An 18,473-nucleotide genomic window follows, 5' to 3' on the forward strand; every position below is an offset into this window, starting at 1 on the left:
TGGAGGGCGCCTGTGCGGTCGTCCTCGGAGATGTCCCAGAAGACGTAGGCCCACTGGGGATCACGGGGCAGGAAGACGACGCGGGTCTCGGCGGCGGGCCGGGGGGCCGGGGCCATGTCGGCCTCGAGGGCCGCCACCGTCCTCCCCGCCTGTACTGGAGATTCGGCCGGGATTGCGCCCGCCTCGCCCGAGCGATCGGCGATGGACTCGACGAGGGCGTCCCTGTCCTGAGAGCTGTAGCGCTGAATGCCCAGGGTCCTGGCCAGCTCGCGCAACTGGCGCATGCTGAGGTCGGCCAGGTTCGCGAACGGATTGGTCCTGGCCATGGTAATTCAAAAATGTTACATCTTAATAATCGCTGAGAGGATCAGGGTGGGATCACTCCTGTCAGCAGATGCCGATAACCCCAAAGCGGCCATGATCGCCTGGCCGCAGCAGCACGGGGCCCCGCGTGAGGTCGGCCCCACGGCGCTGCGGCGGCCGGCTCGGGCGCTCCGGAACACTGGCCAGCAGGGCCGACACCGTCAGCAGGGACCCCAGCAGCAGCCAGAGGCCCCAGCGCCGTCGCGGGCCAGGGCGTTGCCACGCCCTGGCCCGCGACGGCGCGTGCCGCTGGCGACCCGACGGGCCCTGCCGATCCCCAGCGGTTCGCCACAGCGGGCGCAGACCATGCGACCCGCCAGGCTGCGGTCGGCGCGCACAGCCCAACTGCCGCACTTCGGACAGCCCATCCCTCTCCCGATCCATCACCCCTCCATGGTGGCGGAACGGCCTAGAGCCATGCCGGATCGGCGCCGGCCGGCCGCTCGGCCGGAGGGAGATCGGCCATCAGCCGGAAATCCTCGAACGCGAAACCCGGCCCCACGCAGCAGTGCAGCAGGCTCCATCGCCCCCGGCTGCGGGCCGCCTGCCACCAGCCCGCCGGCACGACCTGCAGGGGGCTCGGCTCCGGATCACCGGTCGCCTCAACGGCGAGGGGAGCAAGGAGCAGCCGTTCGGCTGCGCCTCCCTGCGGCGGCAGCCGCCAGAGGTCCAGGGGGTCACCACCGGCGTGGTGCCACACCTCATCGCCCCCCTCAACCCGATGCCAGCGGCTGCACTGCCCCTCCGTCAGCAGGAAGGCGATCACCGTGAGTCCGGCACGCTGCTTGCCGTCGTCACTGCGGCACACCTGGCTGGCGGAACGGTGCAGCTCCCGGTACCAGCCCCCCTCTGGATGGGGCTGCAGGGCGAAGCGGGCGATCAACGCCTCCGGACGGGAAGCCATGGCCTGACGGCAGGGGGTCGTTGCCGATGATCCCGCGGCAACGGCCACCCGGAGTAGAACATCCGTACTGCTGCGGGCCGATGCTTCCCCTCCCTCCCCAGGTACCACTGCCCCCGCGCCAGGGAGCCGCGGCGCTCCTGTGTCTCCTGGCCTCCGAAGCCGTCAGCGCCGGCTTCCCCAGCCCCGCCGACGACTACGTGGAGGCCCGCATCGATCTCAACGTGGAACTGATCCCCCGGCCGCTGTCCACCTTCTTCATGCGCGTCAGCGGCGATGCCATGCGGGGGGACGGCATCGTCGACGGCGACCTGCTGGTGATCGACCGCAGCGTCGATCCCCGTCCCGGCATGGTGGTGGTGGCGGTCCACGGCGGCGCCTTCCTGCTGCGCCGCCTGGCCCGCCGCGGCACCGGCCTGTGGCTGGTGGCCAGCGACGGCACCAGTCCGCCCCTGGTGCTGATCAGCGACGAAGGCAGCGATCGCGAAGGCCGTGGTGATGGCGCGGACCTCTGGGGCGTCGTGATCCACGCCGTGCATCACCTGGCGGGCGCCCCCTCCAGACGTCGCTGACCGGGCTCACGGATCGGCGCGGTGGGGCAGGGCGCGGGAATCGCTGGGAAGGGCGGGAGGCGACATCAGCAGACCGCGCCGGCGCAGCTCACGCCGGAATTCACCGGCCAATCCGTCCGCCATCCAGAGCTTGCGCAGATGGCCGAAGATCACCATGCAACGCAGGGCGATGGTGGCGCAGACAAGCACCTGCAGGCAGAGTTTCAGCACGGTGGAAGCAGCTGCAGCGCTGTGCTGAACCCAGCCTAGGGGCGTTGGCGGCGAGCGGCCGCAGCGGGACGGCGGCAAAACGCCGTCCAGGCGTCATGCTGGGGGCGATGAGCGGCAACGCCGCCCCAGCCTGCTTCGATGATCGAGCCTCTGCCGGAGCTGAGCACCGCCGAACTGGAGACCCTCCTGGCCGCCCTCGATCCGTTGCTGGATGGCTTCGGCGAAGGCGGCTCCTGCCTCGACGATGCCAGCGCCTTCCTGGAACGGCTGGGCATCAGCCAGAGCGATGGCGCGGAGACCACCTCGCCGCTGCTCCAGTGGCTGGAAAGCTGGCGGGCCGCCGGCGGCAACCGGGCTACCCTGCGGCTGATGGTGCAGACCATGCTGAGCGAGCGGCAGGAGGCTCTGCCGGACTGATCGGCCGGATGGGATCAGGGGCGGCAGAGGGCATCGGCCATGCGGGCCGTCTGCACGATCGGCCCGACATCATGCACCCGCAGCACATCGGCACCGGCGGCGATGGCCTGGCCGCAGACGGCCGCGGTGCCCCAGAGGCGGGCCCGGGGGCGGGGCTCAGCCAGCACCTCGCCGATGAACCGCTTGCGCGAGGGCCCCACCAGCAGGGGAAAACCCTCGGCCCGCAGCAGGGCCAGCCCCCGCAGCAGGGCGAGGTTGTGGGCGGTGGTCTTGGCGAAACCCAGCCCCGGATCCCAGAGGATCCGCTCCGGACGCACCCCCGCCGCCAGGGCCCGGTCGGTGGCGCGCAGCAGCTCATCACGTACCTCGGCGACCACGTCGCCATAGCGGGCCAGGGCGTCCATGGTGCCGCTGTCGCCGCGGCTGTGCATCAGCACACAGGGGCAGTCCGCGGCCGCCACCACCGTCAGCAGGGCGGGATCACGGCGGCCGGCGCTGACGTCATTGATCCAGTGGGCGCCGGCCGCCAGGGCTGCTTCGGCCACCGGGGCGAGGAAGGTGTCGATCGAGAGCAGGGGGCCGCCGGCCGCCGGGGGTGGCAGGGCCGCCAGGATTCGCCCCAGGCCGGGCAGCACCCGGGCGATCTCCACCTGGGCACCGACCTCGGGCGCCCCGGGCCGGGTGCTCTGCCCCCCCAGGTCGAGCAGGTCGGCCCCCTGGCGATGCAGCAGCCGGGCCCGCCGCACCGCCGCCTCGGGGGCCTCGAATCGGCCGCCGTCACTGAAGGAATCGGGCGTGAGGTTGAGGACCCCCATCACGAGGGTCCGATCCCCCCAGCGGAAACCGGGTGGTAGGGCGACAGACGGGACGACGCCCACGGCGTTCAGGGCAGGGGCAGGCGGCTCAGACGGGCACCGGCACCTGGTAGTTGGCGATGCGGGCGAAGCTGACCGGATCGAGGGAGGCGCCACCCACCAGCACGCCGTCGATGTCGCTCTGGGCCATCAGCATGTCGATGGTGGCGGGGTTGACCGAACCGCCGTACTGCACCACCACCTCGGGGTGGCCCACCCAGCCGCGGATCAGGCCGCAGATGCGGTTGGCCTCCTCGGCGGCGCAGGTCTTGCCGGTACCGATCGCCCAGATGGGCTCGTAGGCCACGATCAGGTGCAGGGGGTCGACGCCCTCCAGCCCCTGCTCCACCTGGCGGTGGATCACCCGCTCGGTTTCACGGGCTTCGCGCTGGTCGTCGCTCTCGCCCACACAAAGGATCGGAATCAGACCCGTCGCCTGGGCCGTGCGGGCCCGCAGGTTGATCTGCTCGTCGGTTTCGCTGAAGTACTTGCGCGGCTCGCTGTGGCCCACGATCGCGTGGGTCACCCCGTGCTCCAGGAGCATGGGGGCGGAGATCATGCCGGTGTAGGCACCGCTCTCCTCCCAGTGGACGTTCTGGCCGGCGATGGCGACACCGGCGCCGGCCAGGTGACGGCAAAGGGTGGGGATGGCCGTGAACGGAGGGGCCAGCACCACCTCCCTGTCATCGGACAGATCGGCGATCAGGGGCCGGAAGGTGGCCGCAAAAGCCCGCGCCTGGGCGCAGGTCATGTGCATCTTCCAGTTGCCTGCGATGACGGCCTTGCGCACGTGGTCTCCCGGCAGCGACATTCGAGGCAGGTTAAGGCGTGATGCCGCCATCGCCCCCACGACCCAGGCGCCTGGAGAGCATCAGCACCTCGCGGCCATCCATGGCCACCGCATCGCCAGGGGCCAGCTGGCGGCCGCGCCGGGTCTCGATCGTGCCGTTGACGGTCACGTCCCCACGCTGGATGCGCTGCTTGGCCTCACCGCCGGTGCCGACGAGTCCCTGCCATTTGAGGAATTGATCCAGCTTCACCGTCAGGGGACGCCCGGAGAGCGCTGATAGGGTTCGTCGATGCTTGCACCCTCGCCGGCCGGCTTCCGCAGGCTCTGGCCGCTGCTGAAGCCCCATCGGCGACCCCTGCTGCTCGGGGGGTTGTGCATGCTCGTGTTCGTGGCCTGCTGGCCCCTGCTGGCGTGGCTGGCGGGCCAGCTGATCCCGGCCATCGGCGCCGGCGATTTCACCAAGGTGCTGCGCAGCATCGCCGCGGCCCTGGCGGTGTTCCTGGTGCAGAAGATCGCCCAGTTCGGGCAGGACACCCTGCTGGCGGGACCAGCCTTGCGGGTGAGCCAGGAGCTGCGGCGGCAATTGTTCGCCCGGCTGCAGCGGCTCGATTTCGGGGCCCTCGAGAAACTGTCGGCCGGCGATCTCACCTACCGGCTCACCGAAGACGCTGACCGGGTGGGTGAGGTGATCTACAAGACGATCCAGGACACCACCCCCAGCGCCCTGCAGCTGGTGGTGGTACTGGGGTACATGGTCTGGCTCGACTGGCCCCTCGCCCTGGCCACCCTGCTGCTGGCCCCCCTGGTGGCGCTCATGGTGAGCGCCTTCGGGGCCCGGGTGATGACCGCCGCCGAGCGCAGCCAGAAGCAGGTCAGCGATCTGGCGGCCCTGCTGGCTGAAGCGATCGGCGGCCTGCCCCTGGTGCGGGCCTTCGCCGCGGAGCCCTGGCTGCAGCAGCGGTTCGACACCGAGATCGACCTGCACCGCCGCGCCCGCTACCGCACCCTGGAACTGTTGGCCCTGCAGCACCCGGTGGTGGGTTTCATCGAGGCGGCGGGCATCCTCTCGGTGCTGCTGATCGGGGCGGCACGGATCAAGGCGGGCGGCCTCGACAGCCAGGGATTCAGCAGCTATGTGGCTGCTTTGCTGATGCTGATCGATCCGATCTCCCACCTCACCACCAACTTCAACGAGTTCCAGCAGGGCCAGGCCTCGCTCAAGCGCCTGCGGGCGATCGAGAACGAGCCGGTGGAGCCGCCCGACCACCCCGACGCCAGGCCCCTGGGAACCGTGTCCGGAGAGCTGGTGCTGGACGGGGTGAGCTTTGGCTACCAGGGCGGCAGCCCGGTGCTGCGCCAGCTCGATCTCCACATCCATCCGGGGCAGGTGGTGGCCCTGGTGGGACCCTCCGGCGCCGGCAAGAGCACCCTGTTTTCCCTGCTGCTGCGCTTCAACACCGCCCAGAGCGGCCGGGTGCTGCTCGATGGCCAGAACCTGGCCGACCTGCGGGCCCGGGACCTGCGCCGCGCCGTGGCCCTGGTGCCCCAGCAGAGCAGCGTGTTTTCGGGCACGGTGGCCGAGGCCATCGCTTTCGGTCGCCCCGCCAGCGGTGAGCAGATCCGCCAGGCCGCCCGGCTGGCCAACGCGGCGGACTTCATCGAGAGCCTCCCCGGCGGCTACGACAGCCGCCTCGAGGAACGGGGCAGCAACTTCTCCGGCGGCCAGCTGCAGCGGCTGGCGATCGCCCGGGCCGTGCTGGGCAACCCGGCGGTGATGCTCCTCGACGAGGCCACCAGCGCCCTGGATGCGGAGGCCGAAGAGGCGGTGCAGCAGGGCCTGCAGCAGGCCATGGCCGGTCGCACCGTGCTGGTGATCGCCCACCGGCTCGCCACCGTGCAGGAGGCCGATCTGATCGTGGTGCTCGACGGCGGCCGCATCGTCCAACAGGGCAGCCACGACGAACTCATGGCCAGCGGCGGGCGCTACCGCGAACTCTGCGAACGCCAGTTCATCCGCCTGGAGGCCTGAGCCCGGCCACTTAGGCTGACGGCCAATTGCTCCTCCCCCCTTGGAAACACCCAGCCAGCAACCGCCCGTGCTGACCTTCGAGGGCCTCCGCTACGACCTCAACGGCCTGCCCGACGACGTCAAGGAACTGGTACGGGGAATGCAGGTGGCCGACGCCCAGCTGCGCATGCACGAAGACACCCTGAAGGTTCTGGCCGTGGGCCGGCAGGCGATGGCCAGCCAACTCAACGACAAGCTGAAGGACATCACGCCGCTGCCCTGAGCCATAGGGAAGCTGGACCTCAGCCCACCACCTCCTTGGCCTGCTTGAGCACGGCCTCCGGCAAGGTCACACCGATGGCGGCCGCCATGGCCCGGTTCACGAGCATCTCGGTTTTGGTGAGGGGCTCGAAGGCCCTCGTGGCGGGAGATTCGCCCTTGAGCACCCGCACTGCCAATTTGCCTGCGGCATAACCGTCGTCGAAGTAGGACAAGCCGACCGTGGCCAGGCAGCCGGGCAGGTTGCGATGTCGTCGGCATCCACCGAATACACGGGGATTTTCTTCTCGAGGCCCACCTTGGCAATCGAGCCGAACCCCTGGATGGTGGCGTAGTCCCCGATCTTCACGAAGGCGTCCACCTGCTTCTGGGCCGCCTCCTGCTTGAGCACCTTGGCTTCGTACTCCGAGTTGGGCTCACCGGGGTTGAAGATCAGGCCGACGGTCCTGAGCTCCGGGTCGATCTGGCGGGCCAGATCCAGTTCCTTGCCAACGGGGTTGGTGCCGATCGTGCCCACCACGTTGGGGCGGTGCTGACCGACGCCTCCGGGGGGTGTGCCGGCCCCCGCCCCCCAGGGGTTGGAGCAACAGCAGAAGATCACCGGGGTGGTCTGGGGCGCCACCTTCATGGCGGCCTGCAGCGGCGGCGTTCCCACCGCCAGCAAGGCCCAGGGCTCGGAGCGGGGCCGCAGCACTGAGTCACCGATGATCACCATGCCCAGGCCGAGGATCAGGGAGCCGATGCCCAAGGTCACATCGGCGAAACCCTGATACAGCGCCACCAGGGCGCCGGTCAGGGCCACCAGACCGTTGGCGGCGGCGATGCCCATGGTGAGTCCCCGGCGCTGGTTGATGCCGTTGGCGCGGGCCATGGCGGGGTTATCGCCCAGGGCCCGCAGGGCCAGGCCGACATCAGTGGCCAGCAGCAGGCTGATCACCAGGATCAGGCCCAACATCGCCAGGGTGAGGCCCACGGCCCAGCGGCCATCGAGACCCAGGCCCAGGTCGGGCAGGACCTGGATTCCCGCCGGGGTCTCCGGCAGGGGAATGCTGGAGCGCCCCATCAGGCGCAGGGTGATCGAGTACAGGCCCGTGGTGGTGAGGATGCCGGCAAACAGATCATTCACCCCCAGACGGGTGTGGATCAGGCCGGTCACCAGCCCCGCCAGGCAGCCGAACAAAACCGCCAGGCCCAGGGCCCAGGGCACCGGCGTGCCCCGGCTGATCAGCATCGCGGCCGTGCCGCCGCCAAGGGCGAAGGAACCGTCAACGGTGAGGTCGGGGAACTTGAGGACGCGCAGGGTCAGGTAGGTGCCCAGGGCCAGGCCGGCATAGGCCAGACCCTGGTCATAGGCGCCGAGCCAGAGGGAGAACATCGGCGCCTTGTGACCTTCGCCCGCTTCCGGGCCTAACCCAGGGGGGAGAGATCCTCGAACTGAAACACCTGGCGGCTGGCCGGCGTGTCGCCCTGGGCCTCCGTCTCCACCACCCGCTGGCTCAGCACCCAGGGACCCACGCCTGCCAGGGGCACGAAGGTGTCCGTGAAGCGGCTGGTGCCGCCGCGGGCCTCACCGGTGGCGGGATCGCTGTAACGGCTGGTGTAGCTGTGGCTCAGATAGCCGCTGCCGGTGTCGGTGGTGCTCTCGGTGAAGATCGTCACCACGGTGCCGTGGATGTGGCGGTGCACCATCGTCACCACGTTGTCCTTGATGCGGTAGCGGTCGCCCTCGGCCTTGCCCCCCATGATCACCTCGGTGCCCACCGCATCGGTGTCACCGGCCGTGAAGGTGTTGGCGCCGTGGGTCTGCTCGAAGGGGCGGCGCACCCGGTGGATCGCCACTTCCCAGAGCTGGGAGGCCACCGCCTTGTGCACCTCAGCGTCGCTGAGTCCCTCCACCACCGCCTTGAGGTCGGCACCGACCTGGAAGGTGCCCTCCAAGACCCGGTCGCCCTGCTCCCAGACGCAACGGCCGCCATAGCCGCCGAAGCCGGGCTCCCAGGTGTAGCGGTTCTCGTAGGCGGCACGGAAGGCCTCGCGCAGGTCGGTGCCGGGGGCGACGGGGTGGGCGGCCAGGGTGCTGGTCACGGGCGCAGGGACGATCGGGCGCTCACCCTACCCAGGGTGGGTGGATGTCCTGCAGGGCGGCCACCTCCACCTGCTGCTGCTGCTGCAGGGCGGCGATGGCCTCCACCGCCGCCCGCGCCGCCGCCATCGTCGTGACCGTTGGCACCGCGTAGTCGAGGGCCGCCAGGCGCAGGTAGCGATCGTCGTGGGCGGCCTGGCGCCCCACCGGCGTGTTCACGATCAGCTGCACCAGGCCCGAGCGGATCGCATCCTCGATGTTGGGACGGCCCTCATGCACCTTGAGCACCGTCTCCACCTCCAGGCCCGCCTTCGCCAGCATCGCCGCCGTGCCGGTGGTGGCGGTGAGGGCGAAGCCCGCTGCCAGCAGGTTCCGGGCCACCGGCACCAGGGCCGGTTTGTCGCGGTCGTGGGTGGAGAGGAACACGGTGCCGGCGGTCGGCAGGGGTTCACCGGCGGCGAGTTCGGCCTTGGCGTAGGCCAGGCCGAAGCTGGCGGCGATCCCCATCACCTCCCCGGTGGAGCGCATCTCCGGGCCCAGCAGGGTGTCGGCGCCAGGGAAGCGCTTGAAGGGCAGCACCGCCTCCTTCACGGTCTGGCGGGGTGGCTGGGGCTCGGCCAGCAGGCCCAGCTCCGCCAGGGTGCGACCGGCCATCAGCTGGCTGGCGATCTTGGCCAGGGGCACACCGGTGGCCTTGGCCACGAAGGGGACGGTGCGGGACGCCCGCGGGTTGGCCTCGATGATGAACACCGTCTCGTTGCCGGCGCCATCGTTCTGCACGGCGAACTGGAGGTTGATCAGGCCGCGCACCTCCAGGGCCAGGGCCAGGTCCGAGCTCCAGCGGCGGATCGTGGCCAGGGCCTCGGACCCCAGGGACACCGACGGCAGGGCGCAAGCGGAATCGCCCGAGTGGATCCCGGCCGGCTCGATGTGCTCCATCAGACCGCCGATCACCACCGTCCCCTCCCGATCGCAGAGGGCATCGACATCCACCTCGATGGCGTTCTCCAGGTACTGGTCGATCAGCACCGGATGGTCGGGCTCCACCTGCACCGCCTCCACCATGTAGCGGTTGAGCTCCTCCTCGTCGAAGACCACCTCCATGGCCCGGCCGCCGAGCACATAGCTGGGACGCACCACAACGGGATATCCCACCGTGGCCGCCACCGCCCGGGCTTCGGCGTCGTTGCGGGCGAGGCCGTTGCGGGGCTGGCGGATGTCCAGGCGGCGCAGGATCGCCTCGAACTGCTCCCGGTCCTCGGCCCGGTCGATCGATTCCGGTGAGGTGCCCCAGAGGCGGGTGCCGGTGGCCTTGCCCTCCTCGCTCGCCAGCCAGCGCAACAGGGGAAGCGCCAGCTTCAGGGGCGTCTGGCCGCCGAACTGGACGATCACCCCCTCCGGCTTCTCCGCCTCGATGACGTTGAGCACGTCCTCCAGGGTGAGGGGCTCGAAGTAGAGGCGGTCGCTGGTGTCGTAGTCGGTGGAGACGGTTTCCGGGTTGCTGTTGACCATCACGGTGGCGAAGCCCGCCGCCCGCAGCGCGAAGGAGGCGTGACAGCAGCAGTAGTCGAACTCGATGCCCTGGCCGATGCGGTTGGGCCCACCCCCCAGGATCATCACCTTGCGGCGGGTCTCGGGGCTGACCTCGTCCTCGGGGGCGAGCACGGCGAGGGAACCGTCGGCCTCGAGCCGCTCCAGGGGCCGCTCGTAGGTGGCGTAGTGGTACGGGGTGGAAGAGGCGAACTCGGCGGCACAGGTGTCGACCGTCTTGAAGACGGCCCGCACCCCCAGGGCCTGGCGACGGCGGCGCACCGTCAGTTCGTCGCTGGCGGTGGCCCAGGCGATCTGCCGATCGGAGAATCCGCTCTGCTTGAGCTCCAGGAAGTCGCCGGCCCCGATGGCCTCCAGAGAACGCCCCCGCAGCAGGGTGGTTTCGACCGTCAGGATCCGGCGCAGCTTGGCCAGGAACCAGGGATCGATGGCGCTGAGCCGGTGGATCTCCTCATCGCTGCGGCCGGCGAGCATGGCGGCACGCACCGCATGGATCCTGTCGGGGGAGGGGACACGCAGCTGGCGCTCCAGATCAACCGGATCCAGGGGCCGGTCGGGGCGGTCGCAACCCCAGCCGGCATGGCCCGTTTCGAGCGAACGCAGCGCCTTCTGGAAGGCTTCCTCGAAGCTGCGGCCGATGGCCATCGCTTCCCCCACCGACTTCATCGAGGTGGTGAGCACCGCCGGTGAACCGCGGAACTTCTCGAAGGCGAAGCGGGGGATCTTGGTGACGACGTAGTCGATCGTCGGCTCGAAGCAGGCTGGTGTGGCCCCGGTGATGTCGTTGACGATCTCATCGAGGGTGTAGCCCACCGCCAGCCGGGCGGCGATCTTGGCGATCGGGAAGCCGGTGGCCTTGCTGGCCAGGGCCGAGCTGCGGCTGACGCGGGGGTTCATCTCGATCACCACCACGTCACCGTTGGCGGGGTTGATGGCGAACTGGATGTTGCTGCCGCCGGTGTCCACCCCGATCTCGCGGATGATGGCGATCGACTGGTCGCGGAGGCGTTGGTACTCCCGGTCGGTGAGCGTCTGGGCGGGGGCGACGGTGATCGAATCGCCGGTGTGGACCCCCATCGGATCGAGGTTCTCGATCGAGCAGACGATCACCACGTTGTCGGCGCTGTCCCGCATCACCTCGAGCTCGAACTCCTTCCAGCCCAGCAGTGACTTCTCGATCAGGATCTGGGAGACGGGGCTGGCCTCCAGGCCGCTTTTGCAGAAAGCCTGGAATTCCTCGGGGTTGTAAGCGATGCCGCCGCCGGATCCCCCCAGGGTGAAGGCGGGGCGGATGATGCGCGGATAGGTGCCGATGTCCTCGCCGACGCGAATGGCTTCCTCGAGGTCGTTGGCGATCCCCGACGGGCAGACGGCCACGCCGATGCGGGCCATCGCCTGCTTGAACAGCAGCCGGTCTTCCGCCTTGCGGATCGCCGCGAGGTCGGCGCCGATCAGTTCGACGCCATAGGCGGCCAGGGTGCCGTTCTCGGCCAGGGCGACGGCCAGGTTGAGGGCGGTCTGGCCCCCCATGGTGGGCAGCAGGGCATCGGGCCGTTCCACCGCGATCACCCGGGCCACCACCTCGGGGGTCAGGGGCTCGATGTAGGTGCGATCCGCCAGGTCCGGATCGGTCATGATCGAGGCCGGGTTTGAGTTCACCAGCACCACCTCGTAGCCCTCGGCCCGCAGGGCCTTGCACGCCTGGGTGCCGGAATAGTCGAACTCGCAGGCCTGGCCGATCACGATCGGTCCCGACCCCAGCAGCAGGATGCGCCTCAGATCCGTGCGGCGGGGCATAGGGCGTGGACGGGCAAACGCGCCCAGCCTCTCACGGTCGCCGTCCCGACCGGCCTCTCCGGCGCGCTGGCACTGCACGCAATCGCTAATCTGACGGGATACCTTCGCCCGAGACGCCGCCGATGAGCGAACTCCAGCGCCTGAAGGGGTTGCTGCCCCCTGAGATGCAGAGCTGGGTGTTCGTGGAAGCGGCCGCCTCCGTCGATCCCCCCTTGGTGACGATCGAGGAGATCGGCCGTGACGAAGTGGAGATCCAGGTGGATCTCGAGAAGTGGGATGGGCTGGCCCTCGATCACCGCAACCTGCTCTTCTGGCACGAGGTGGGCCGCGTCCAGAACGACGCGATCCCCAGGGATGGCTGGGAGATGGCGGCCCTGGCCATCGGTCTGGGCGGCGCCATCGGCGAACTCTGGGTGCAGGACGGTCTGCTGCTGGTGATGGCCCTCGGTCTGTCGGGCTTCGCCGGCTACCGCCTCTATCTCAAGAACAACTCCGAGAAGCGTCTGCAGGACGCCATCCTGGCCGACGAACGCGCCATCGACCTGGCCTGTCGTTTCGGCTACAGCCTTCCCAACGCCTACAAGAGCCTCGGGGGTGCCCTCAAGGAGCTGGTGGAGCAGACCCGCAAGAAGCGGCGCCGCACCTTCTACGAGGATCGCCTTGAGGCCCTGCGCAAGAGTGCCGGCAAGGCCCGTGCCGAAATGGCCCAGCAACAGGGCTCCCGCCAATCGGTCACCAGTGAGAACGTCTATGGATAGTCGCGATTTCGCCCTGCTCGCCGCCGAGGCCTGTGATGACCGCAAGGCCGTCGACATCCGCTTGATCCGGGTGGATGAGGTGTCGTCCTTGGCCGACTTCTTCGTGATCTGCAGCGGCCTCAGCGACGTGCAGGTGCGAGCCATCGCCCGCTCGGTGGAAGACCGGCTCGAAACCGACGCCGCTCGCCTGCCCCTGCGGCGCGAGGGCCAGAGCGAGGGCCGCTGGGTGCTGCTCGACTACGGCGAACTCATTGTCCACGTGTTGACCCCCCAGGAACGCAGCTACTACGACCTCGAAGCCTTCTGGGGCCATGGGGAGCAGGAGCGCTTCGTCGGCTCCCCGGTCGAGGTGAGCGGCACCAGCCAGGTCGGCGGCTGAGGGAAGGTCAGATGGCCGCCGGCACACCCAGCCTGCCCAGCCAGGACACCCCCTGTCCGGTGCCCCCGGCCCAGCGTCCTCTGCAGGAATACGACCAGCTCAGCCACTCCTGGTTCTTTCGCTGGCCTGCCGCTGGCCCAAGGGGCCTCTGGCGCCCCCTCGGTCTCACCTGGCTGCTGTCCTTCCCCCTGGCGCTGCTGGTGGCGGGGGGCAGCATCCCCCTGCGCCACGATCCGCCCCGGCTGGTGGTCGCTGCGGCTGCCACCGCCGTGCTGCTGCCGATGTTCCTGCTGCTGCGCCAGTGGCTCGGCTGGACCTACGTCCAGAAGCGGCTGGTCTCGGAAAAGGTCGCGTACGAGGAATCGGGCTGGTACGACGGCCAGGTGTGGGAGAAGCCGATCACCTGGCGCCAGCAGGACCTGCTGGTGGCCCGCCACCAGGTGCAACCGGTGCTGGCCCGCCTGCGCCAGGCCATTGCCGTGGCCATCGCCCTGATGTTGCTCGGGACGGGGCTCTGCCAGGCTCTCTGAACCCGGCCTCCATGGACTTTCTCGCACCGCCATGACCCTGTCCTCCAGCTTCGCCGGCCCGGCCCGTCCCGGCATTCCCCCCCTGGAGGTCCGCCTGCTGCGCAACGGCATCGTCGAATCGCGGCACCGGGTGCATGCGGTGGTCTGCGACCAGCGGGGACGGGTGCTGATGCGCGCCGGTGACCCCCAGCAACTGAGCTTCGTGCGCTCGGCCCTCAAGCCCTTCCAGGCCACCGTCTTCGTGGGCAGCGGTGCCGCCGATCGGATGGGGGCCGGGGAGCGGGGCCTGGCGATCGCCTGTGCCTCCCATGCCGGCACCGCCCAGCAGGCCCGGGAAGCGTTCAAGCTGCTCTGGGGGGCCGAGCTCGACACCGAGGACCTCCAGTGCCCGACCCCGGCCGGGGGCAGCAGTCCGCTGCAGCACAACTGTTCCGGCAAGCACGCGGCCTTCCTGGCTGCGTGCCGGCAGATGCACTGGCCCCTCGAGAGCTATCTGCAGGCCGACCATCCCCTGCAGCAGGCGGTGGTCAAGCGGGTCGGGGAACTGCTGGGGTTGCCGGGCGCCGAACTGATCAGCGCCCGGGACGACTGCGGCGCCCCGACCCTGCAGCTGCAGCTGGCCCAGATGGCCCTGCTGTTCGCCCATCTCGGTGGCGGTGAGCAGGCCGACCTGGAGCGGCTCAGCCGGGCGATGCTCGCCCACCCCGATCTGATCGCCGGCGAAGGGGCGTTCGACACCGAAGTGATGCGCCTGGGCCATGGCCAGGTGCTGAGCAAGGGCGGGGCGGAGGGCATCCAGTGCCTGAGCCGGGTGGGCGAAGGGATGGGGGTGGCCATCAAGGTCGACGACGGGGCCCGGCGGGCCAAGCAGGCCGTGGCCCTGCACCTGCTGGAACAACTCGAATGGCTCACGCCGACCACCCTGGCGGAACTGCGACAGCGCTATCTCGCGCCCGCCGACCACCTGCGCCTGGAGGTGATCGGCGAGCTCCGTTTCGACGGCGCCCGCTCCTGAGGCGCCCTTCCCCCATCAGCCGATCCGGGGGCGGGCGCATCGGCTGATACGATCTGTTGGTGCGACGCGGGGTAGAGCAGTCTGGTAGCTCGTCGGGCTCATAACCCGAAGGTCAGGAGTTCAAATCTCCTCCCCGCCACCAACTCCAGAACCCCTCAAAGGGTTTGCATCCATCAACCCTCCAGCTTTGGCTGGGGGGTTGATGTTTTATGGGCACGAAAACCACCCCGATCCAGGCCCTGCTTCCCGTACAGGCTCAGATTCCGGATCAGGCGGCCGGCCAGCCGCCACTCCTGCATGATGCCGAGACCGGTTCGCCTGCCGATGATCGCCGCCCCATCCCTCTCCACCGGCAGCGAGACCCCCTTGGACGCTGTGGTGGTGGGGGCGGGTGCCAACGGATCGGTGGCCGCCATGGTGCTGGCCGAAGCAGGTCTGCGAGTTCTGGTCCTTGAGGCGGGGCCGGAGCTCTCCGCCCGGCGGGCCCTAGGCAGCGAGCCACTCAACAGCCTGCGCCGCCTCGCCCACCTCAGCAGCGGCCGCCAGCGCCTGCAACGGCACCATCCGGGGTTCTGGAAGCACAATCCGGAGCTGTTCGTCGACGAGCGCCAGAACCCCTACAGCACGCCCCCGGAGGCTCCCTTCCTATGGACAAGGGGGCGCCAAGTGGGCGGCAAAAGCCTCACCTGGGGGGGGATCACCCTGCGGCTGTCGGAGGCGGAATTCCAGGCGGCCCTGCGGGACGGGCACGGCCCCGCCTGGCCGATCGGCAGCACCGAACTGGAGCCCTTCTACGACCGGCTGGAAACGCTGCTGGGGGTCCATGGCCAGAGGGATGGCCTGAGCCAGCTTCCTGACGGTCAGTTCCTGCCGCCGCTGCCGTTCACGCCGGGGGAGCGGCATCTGCAGGGGGCGATCGCCAGGGACCTGGGCCTGCCGCTGATCCACTCCCGCGGCTTTCGCCTGCACAGGCCCACCCCGGCGGCCCCCTGGCCCCCCTCCAGCGCCCAGGGCCTCAGCCTGGCCCGGGCCCTGGCCACCGGTCGGGTGCAGCTGCGCAGCGGCGCGGTGGTGAGCCATCTGGAGATGGGGGCGGGGGGGCGCCGCGCCGAAGCGGTGGTGCTGGTGGAGGCGAGCAGCGGCCGGCGGGAGCGGATCGCCGCCCCCCTGATCGTGCTCTGCGCCTCGACGATCGAAACCGTGCGTCTGCTGCTGCATTCCAGCGACGCCATCCGCAGCGGTGGCCTCAGCGATCCCTCCGGCAGCCTGGGCCGCTTCCTGATGGACCACATCTCCACCAGCCGGTTCTTCTCGATCCCCGCCATCCCTGCCCCAGCCGAACCCGCCGAGCTCTCCGGTGCCGGCAGTTGCTTCATCCCCAACACGGTCAATCTCGACGCGAACAGCCAGGAGAACTTCCTGCGGGGCTACGGGATCTGGGCGGCCCTGCAGCGCTTCGATCCCCCTGCGCTCCTCAGGCGCCGCCCCGGGGAGGCGGTGGGGTTCCTGATCGGCCATGGGGAAGTGCTGGCCCGGGCAGAGAACCATGTGAGCCTCGATGGCGGCCGCACCGATGCCTGGGACCTGCCCATCCCCCACATCGACTGCCGCTGGGGCACAAACGAGCAGGCCATGGTGGCCCACATGCAGGCGCGCATGGAGGCTGTGGTGGCCTGCGCGGGAGGCCGCATCCGGCCGATCGAGGAGCTGTTCATGCTGCCCCTGCTGGAGCCCCTGATCCGCACCAGCCTGGCGGTGCGCCCCGAGGCGCCGCCGCCCGGGTACTACATCCACGAGCTGGGCGGGGCGCGCATGGCCAGCACCCCGGAGGCGGGCGTCGTCGACGCCTGGAACCGTTGCTGGGCGGCCCCCAACGTGCTGGTGACGGATGGCGCCTGCTGGCCCAGCGCCGGCTGGCAGAGCCCCACCCTGACCGAGATGGCGATCACCTGGCGCGCCTGCGCCGCCGCCGCGGACCGGATGCGGCGAAGCTGACCACGTCGGTCAGGGAGCCGTCACAGGAGGCGGAAGGTGGTGTCAATCACCACAGTCTTCCTCGCGCAGCGTGCGCACAATGGCGGGGCGACCTCCAAAGGGTCGGGCAAGGGAGAAAACCATCAGCGGGGGTTGGCACCCTCGCTTTTTTTTGTCTCAGGGTTTCAGAAAGAGTCCGTCGAGGTAGTGCTGGGAAACGACGGGCTCCTGGCAGCCGTTCTGGAACAGGAATCCAGCCAAAGCCGAGGTGATGACGCTGTATTGATCCCAGTGCGGATGGGTGTCGATGAAATCGCGCATGCCTTCGTAGAGCACCTCCGGTACCTCGGCTTCAAGACTGACGCTCGCCTCGTCGCCGACGCACCCCGGGCACTCTGGATCGATGGCCATGCTGGTCCGGGTCGGCTGGGGTCGCCCCAAGTACGCCACAGGCAAGGCCCAGCGTCAAAAACGCCTTCAGGGGCGAAACCATGGGGCCGGGTTGATGAGACTCGTTGCCCCAACTGGGCTATGGCCGAGGTGTCCCGCAACATGCCCGCCGCCGATGGCTGCTGGCGAAGGCTGTCAAGGCTGTTCCGAGCAATCACTCACTTTCCCCAGCCCCCGCGTCCCAGGCCAGCCGGAACAGCCCTGTCTGTGGAAAAAGCCCCGTGAAACGGGGGAAAACGGCATCCCTGTGGGGGAAAACCCCGAACCATCGGAAACATTGATCAGATAAGAGTCTCTCCAGACTCATCGCTGGTTGAGACCGGCGAGGCCAGCGGACCCTGACGTGGACAATCAGTCGGTCGTGCGCCGCAGGGTGAGGGGACCCAGGGGATGGTCGGCGTGGGGATAGATCGGATGGTGGTGATGGCCCCCCTTGGCCTGGTCATGCTCTGGGGCCGAGCCACCGACCGGCAGGGGCACCCCATCGGGCTGGCAGGCGCCGGTGCACTCCCGCTCGCAGAGGGTGCAGCTCTCCACCAGACCTTCGACGTGGTGATGGTGGCTGTGCTGGGGCGCCCCCACTTCACGCTCGAAGCCCAGGACCTGGGCGCGGTACTTGCACAGGGAGCAGTTCATGTTGGCGTCTCCCCCCAGCACTTCAGCGACCCGCTCCCGGAAGGTGTCGAGCACCAGCGGATGGTCACCGAGGTAGCCGGCCTGGACCATCTCCAGCTCGGGATGGTCGGCGGCGACCCGTTCGCTGTGCTGCCGGATCCGGCTCACCAGCACCCCGGAGAAGAGGAAATAGGGGAAAACGACGATGCGCCGGTAGCCGAGCTTGACCGCCTGGCGCAGGCCCGGCTCCACCAGGGGGAAGGTGACACCGGAATACAGCGTTTCCCCCCAGCCGAAGCCAAAGCCTTCCACCAGCATCCGGGTCACCTTGGCCACGTTGGAGTTGGCATCCGGGTCGGAGGAGCCGCGGCCTACCACCGCCAGCAGGGTCTCGTGCAGCGGAACGGGGCTGCGACCCTCCGCGAGGGCCGCGGCATCGGCGGCCTCGAGGCTGGCGCGAATGCGGGCGGCGGCGGCCTGGATCATCTTGAGATCCACCCCCAGCTCGCGGCCGTAGTCGATGCGCAGCCCCGTCTCGGCGGCATAGGTGTTGAGCACCGAGGGGATGTCGTTCTTGGCATGGCCGGCGGCGAACAGCATCGCCGGCACCGCCAGCACATGGCGCACGCCTCGCCGGCGCAGGGCGTCCAGGCCGTCGCGCAGGATCGGCCGGGCGAACTCCAGGTAGCCGTGGTCGACGGGCACCGGATCGAGGTGGTGCTGCAGCTGGTGGGCCAGGGAGGCGAATTCGGCCACCGCCAGACGGTTGCGACTGCCATGGCCGCAGACCAGCACACCGATCGGGCCATGGGGTCCCGCCAGGGCGCCGTCTCGCTCAGGGGCGGTGATCATGAACATCTGCACGTGGATTGACCCTATTCCCGCGGCTGGGACAAAGCGGGAAGCCGTCAGGATGGGGGCCAGCCA

Annotated in this window: 20 protein-coding genes, 1 tRNA gene and 1 pseudogene; 10 read left to right on the forward strand and 12 right to left on the reverse strand. The window is 69.6% G+C overall.

Annotated elements, in window-relative coordinates; translation table 11 throughout:
* Both KBZ33_RS07415 and KBZ33_RS07420 read right to left on the reverse strand, forming a co-directional pair.
* The coding region (locus tag KBZ33_RS07415) for a DUF4912 domain-containing protein (protein ID WP_254951854.1) at nucleotides 1–326 on the reverse strand (326 nt) is incomplete at its 3' end.
* A 446-nt stretch (nucleotides 327–772) separates the two neighbouring features.
* Entirely contained in the window at nucleotides 773–1,267 is a 495-nt protein-coding gene (locus KBZ33_RS07420; protein ID WP_254951855.1) for a cupin domain-containing protein, read from the reverse strand.
* Between the two features lie 80 nt (nucleotides 1,268–1,347).
* Between KBZ33_RS07420 and KBZ33_RS07425 the strand changes: the two genes are divergently transcribed.
* The gene (locus KBZ33_RS07425) at nucleotides 1,348–1,836 is read left to right on the forward strand and encodes a LexA family transcriptional regulator (protein WP_254951857.1); all 489 of its coding nucleotides are present in this window, start codon (nucleotides 1,348–1,350) and stop codon (nucleotides 1,834–1,836) included.
* A 6-nt stretch (nucleotides 1,837–1,842) separates the two neighbouring features.
* Here the strand turns inward: KBZ33_RS07425 and KBZ33_RS07430 are convergent, their stop codons facing one another.
* Complete coding sequence (locus KBZ33_RS07430) at nucleotides 1,843–2,046, reverse strand: hypothetical protein (protein WP_254951858.1); 204 nt, start codon at nucleotides 2,044–2,046, stop codon at nucleotides 1,843–1,845.
* A 138-nt stretch (nucleotides 2,047–2,184) separates the two neighbouring features.
* Here KBZ33_RS07430 and KBZ33_RS07435 point away from each other — a divergent pair, with 138 nt between their 5' ends.
* Nucleotides 2,185–2,463 carry a hypothetical protein gene (locus KBZ33_RS07435; protein WP_254951859.1) on the forward strand — a complete coding sequence of 93 codons (279 nt, stop codon included), beginning with the start codon at nucleotides 2,185–2,187 and terminating at the stop codon, nucleotides 2,461–2,463.
* Nucleotides 2,464–2,477: 14 nt separating this feature from the next.
* Here KBZ33_RS07435 and folP read toward each other — a convergent pair whose 3' ends face one another.
* From folP to KBZ33_RS07450, 3 genes are all read right to left on the reverse strand, one after another.
* Nucleotides 2,478–3,278 (reverse strand): dihydropteroate synthase, encoded by an 801-nt coding sequence (gene folP, locus KBZ33_RS07440; protein WP_254952065.1) that lies wholly within the window; start codon nucleotides 3,276–3,278, stop codon nucleotides 2,478–2,480.
* Between the two features lie 88 nt (nucleotides 3,279–3,366).
* The gene (tpiA, locus tag KBZ33_RS07445; protein WP_254951860.1) at nucleotides 3,367–4,128 is read right to left on the reverse strand and encodes a triose-phosphate isomerase; all 762 of its coding nucleotides are present in this window, start codon (nucleotides 4,126–4,128) and stop codon (nucleotides 3,367–3,369) included.
* A gap of 10 nt (nucleotides 4,129–4,138) precedes the next feature.
* Nucleotides 4,139–4,357 (reverse strand): RNA-binding S4 domain-containing protein, encoded by a 219-nt coding sequence (locus KBZ33_RS07450; protein ID WP_254951861.1) that lies wholly within the window; start codon nucleotides 4,355–4,357, stop codon nucleotides 4,139–4,141.
* 39 nt (nucleotides 4,358–4,396) lie between these two features.
* Between KBZ33_RS07450 and KBZ33_RS07455 the strand changes: the two genes are divergently transcribed.
* The gene (locus tag KBZ33_RS07455) at nucleotides 4,397–6,136 is read left to right on the forward strand and encodes an ABC transporter ATP-binding protein (protein WP_254951863.1); all 1,740 of its coding nucleotides are present in this window, start codon (nucleotides 4,397–4,399) and stop codon (nucleotides 6,134–6,136) included.
* Between the two features lie 40 nt (nucleotides 6,137–6,176).
* Complete coding sequence (locus KBZ33_RS07460) at nucleotides 6,177–6,398, forward strand: DUF6447 family protein (protein WP_254951865.1); 222 nt, start codon at nucleotides 6,177–6,179, stop codon at nucleotides 6,396–6,398.
* Between the two features lie 19 nt (nucleotides 6,399–6,417).
* On the opposite strand, the gene KBZ33_RS21795 is transcribed toward KBZ33_RS07460, so the two are convergent.
* From KBZ33_RS21795 to carB, 4 genes and pseudogenes are all read right to left on the reverse strand, one after another.
* Entirely contained in the window at nucleotides 6,418–6,609 is a 192-nt protein-coding gene (locus KBZ33_RS21795; RefSeq protein WP_396108145.1) for an ABC transporter substrate binding protein, read from the reverse strand.
* Between the two features lie 212 nt (nucleotides 6,610–6,821).
* Nucleotides 6,822–7,769 (reverse strand): annotated as a pseudogene (locus tag KBZ33_RS07465) (hypothetical protein); the annotation flags it as partial.
* A gap of 32 nt (nucleotides 7,770–7,801) precedes the next feature.
* Nucleotides 7,802–8,479, reverse strand: a complete 678-nt coding sequence (locus KBZ33_RS07470) for a DUF3386 domain-containing protein (protein WP_254951868.1) — start codon at nucleotides 8,477–8,479, stop codon at nucleotides 7,802–7,804.
* A 22-nt stretch (nucleotides 8,480–8,501) separates the two neighbouring features.
* Nucleotides 8,502–11,825 (reverse strand): carbamoyl-phosphate synthase large subunit, encoded by a 3,324-nt coding sequence (carB, locus tag KBZ33_RS07475; RefSeq protein ID WP_254951870.1) that lies wholly within the window; start codon nucleotides 11,823–11,825, stop codon nucleotides 8,502–8,504.
* Between the two features lie 122 nt (nucleotides 11,826–11,947).
* On the opposite strand from carB, the gene KBZ33_RS07480 reads away from it, so the two are divergent.
* From KBZ33_RS07480 to KBZ33_RS07505, 6 genes are all read left to right on the forward strand, one after another.
* Complete coding sequence (locus KBZ33_RS07480) at nucleotides 11,948–12,583, forward strand: DUF3318 domain-containing protein (protein WP_254951871.1); 636 nt, start codon at nucleotides 11,948–11,950, stop codon at nucleotides 12,581–12,583.
* The gene (gene rsfS / locus KBZ33_RS07485) at nucleotides 12,576–12,962 is read left to right on the forward strand and encodes a ribosome silencing factor (RefSeq protein ID WP_254951872.1); all 387 of its coding nucleotides are present in this window, start codon (nucleotides 12,576–12,578) and stop codon (nucleotides 12,960–12,962) included. The genes KBZ33_RS07480 and rsfS overlap by 8 nt, the downstream gene beginning before the upstream one ends.
* A gap of 11 nt (nucleotides 12,963–12,973) precedes the next feature.
* Complete coding sequence (locus KBZ33_RS07490) at nucleotides 12,974–13,492, forward strand: CGLD27 family protein (RefSeq protein WP_254951874.1); 519 nt, start codon at nucleotides 12,974–12,976, stop codon at nucleotides 13,490–13,492.
* 31 nt (nucleotides 13,493–13,523) lie between these two features.
* Nucleotides 13,524–14,507 (forward strand): asparaginase, encoded by a 984-nt coding sequence (locus tag KBZ33_RS07495; RefSeq protein WP_254951876.1) that lies wholly within the window; start codon nucleotides 13,524–13,526, stop codon nucleotides 14,505–14,507.
* 65 nt (nucleotides 14,508–14,572) lie between these two features.
* Nucleotides 14,573–14,649, forward strand: a tRNA-Met gene (locus KBZ33_RS07500).
* Nucleotides 14,650–14,831: 182 nt separating this feature from the next.
* The gene (locus KBZ33_RS07505; protein WP_254952067.1) at nucleotides 14,832–16,502 is read left to right on the forward strand and encodes a GMC oxidoreductase; all 1,671 of its coding nucleotides are present in this window, start codon (nucleotides 14,832–14,834) and stop codon (nucleotides 16,500–16,502) included.
* A gap of 156 nt (nucleotides 16,503–16,658) precedes the next feature.
* Here the strand turns inward: KBZ33_RS07505 and KBZ33_RS07510 are convergent, their stop codons facing one another.
* Both KBZ33_RS07510 and KBZ33_RS07515 read right to left on the reverse strand, forming a co-directional pair.
* Nucleotides 16,659–16,892 (reverse strand): DUF2811 domain-containing protein, encoded by a 234-nt coding sequence (locus KBZ33_RS07510; protein ID WP_254951878.1) that lies wholly within the window; start codon nucleotides 16,890–16,892, stop codon nucleotides 16,659–16,661.
* Between the two features lie 390 nt (nucleotides 16,893–17,282).
* Complete coding sequence (locus KBZ33_RS07515; RefSeq protein WP_254951880.1) at nucleotides 17,283–18,398, reverse strand: sirohydrochlorin chelatase; 1,116 nt, start codon at nucleotides 18,396–18,398, stop codon at nucleotides 17,283–17,285.
* Nucleotides 18,399–18,473 lie beyond the last annotated feature (75 nt).

It is taken from the genome of Cyanobium sp. Cruz-8D1, from assembly GCF_024345975.1.
Lineage (GTDB): Bacteria > Cyanobacteriota > Cyanobacteriia > PCC-6307 > Cyanobiaceae > Cyanobium.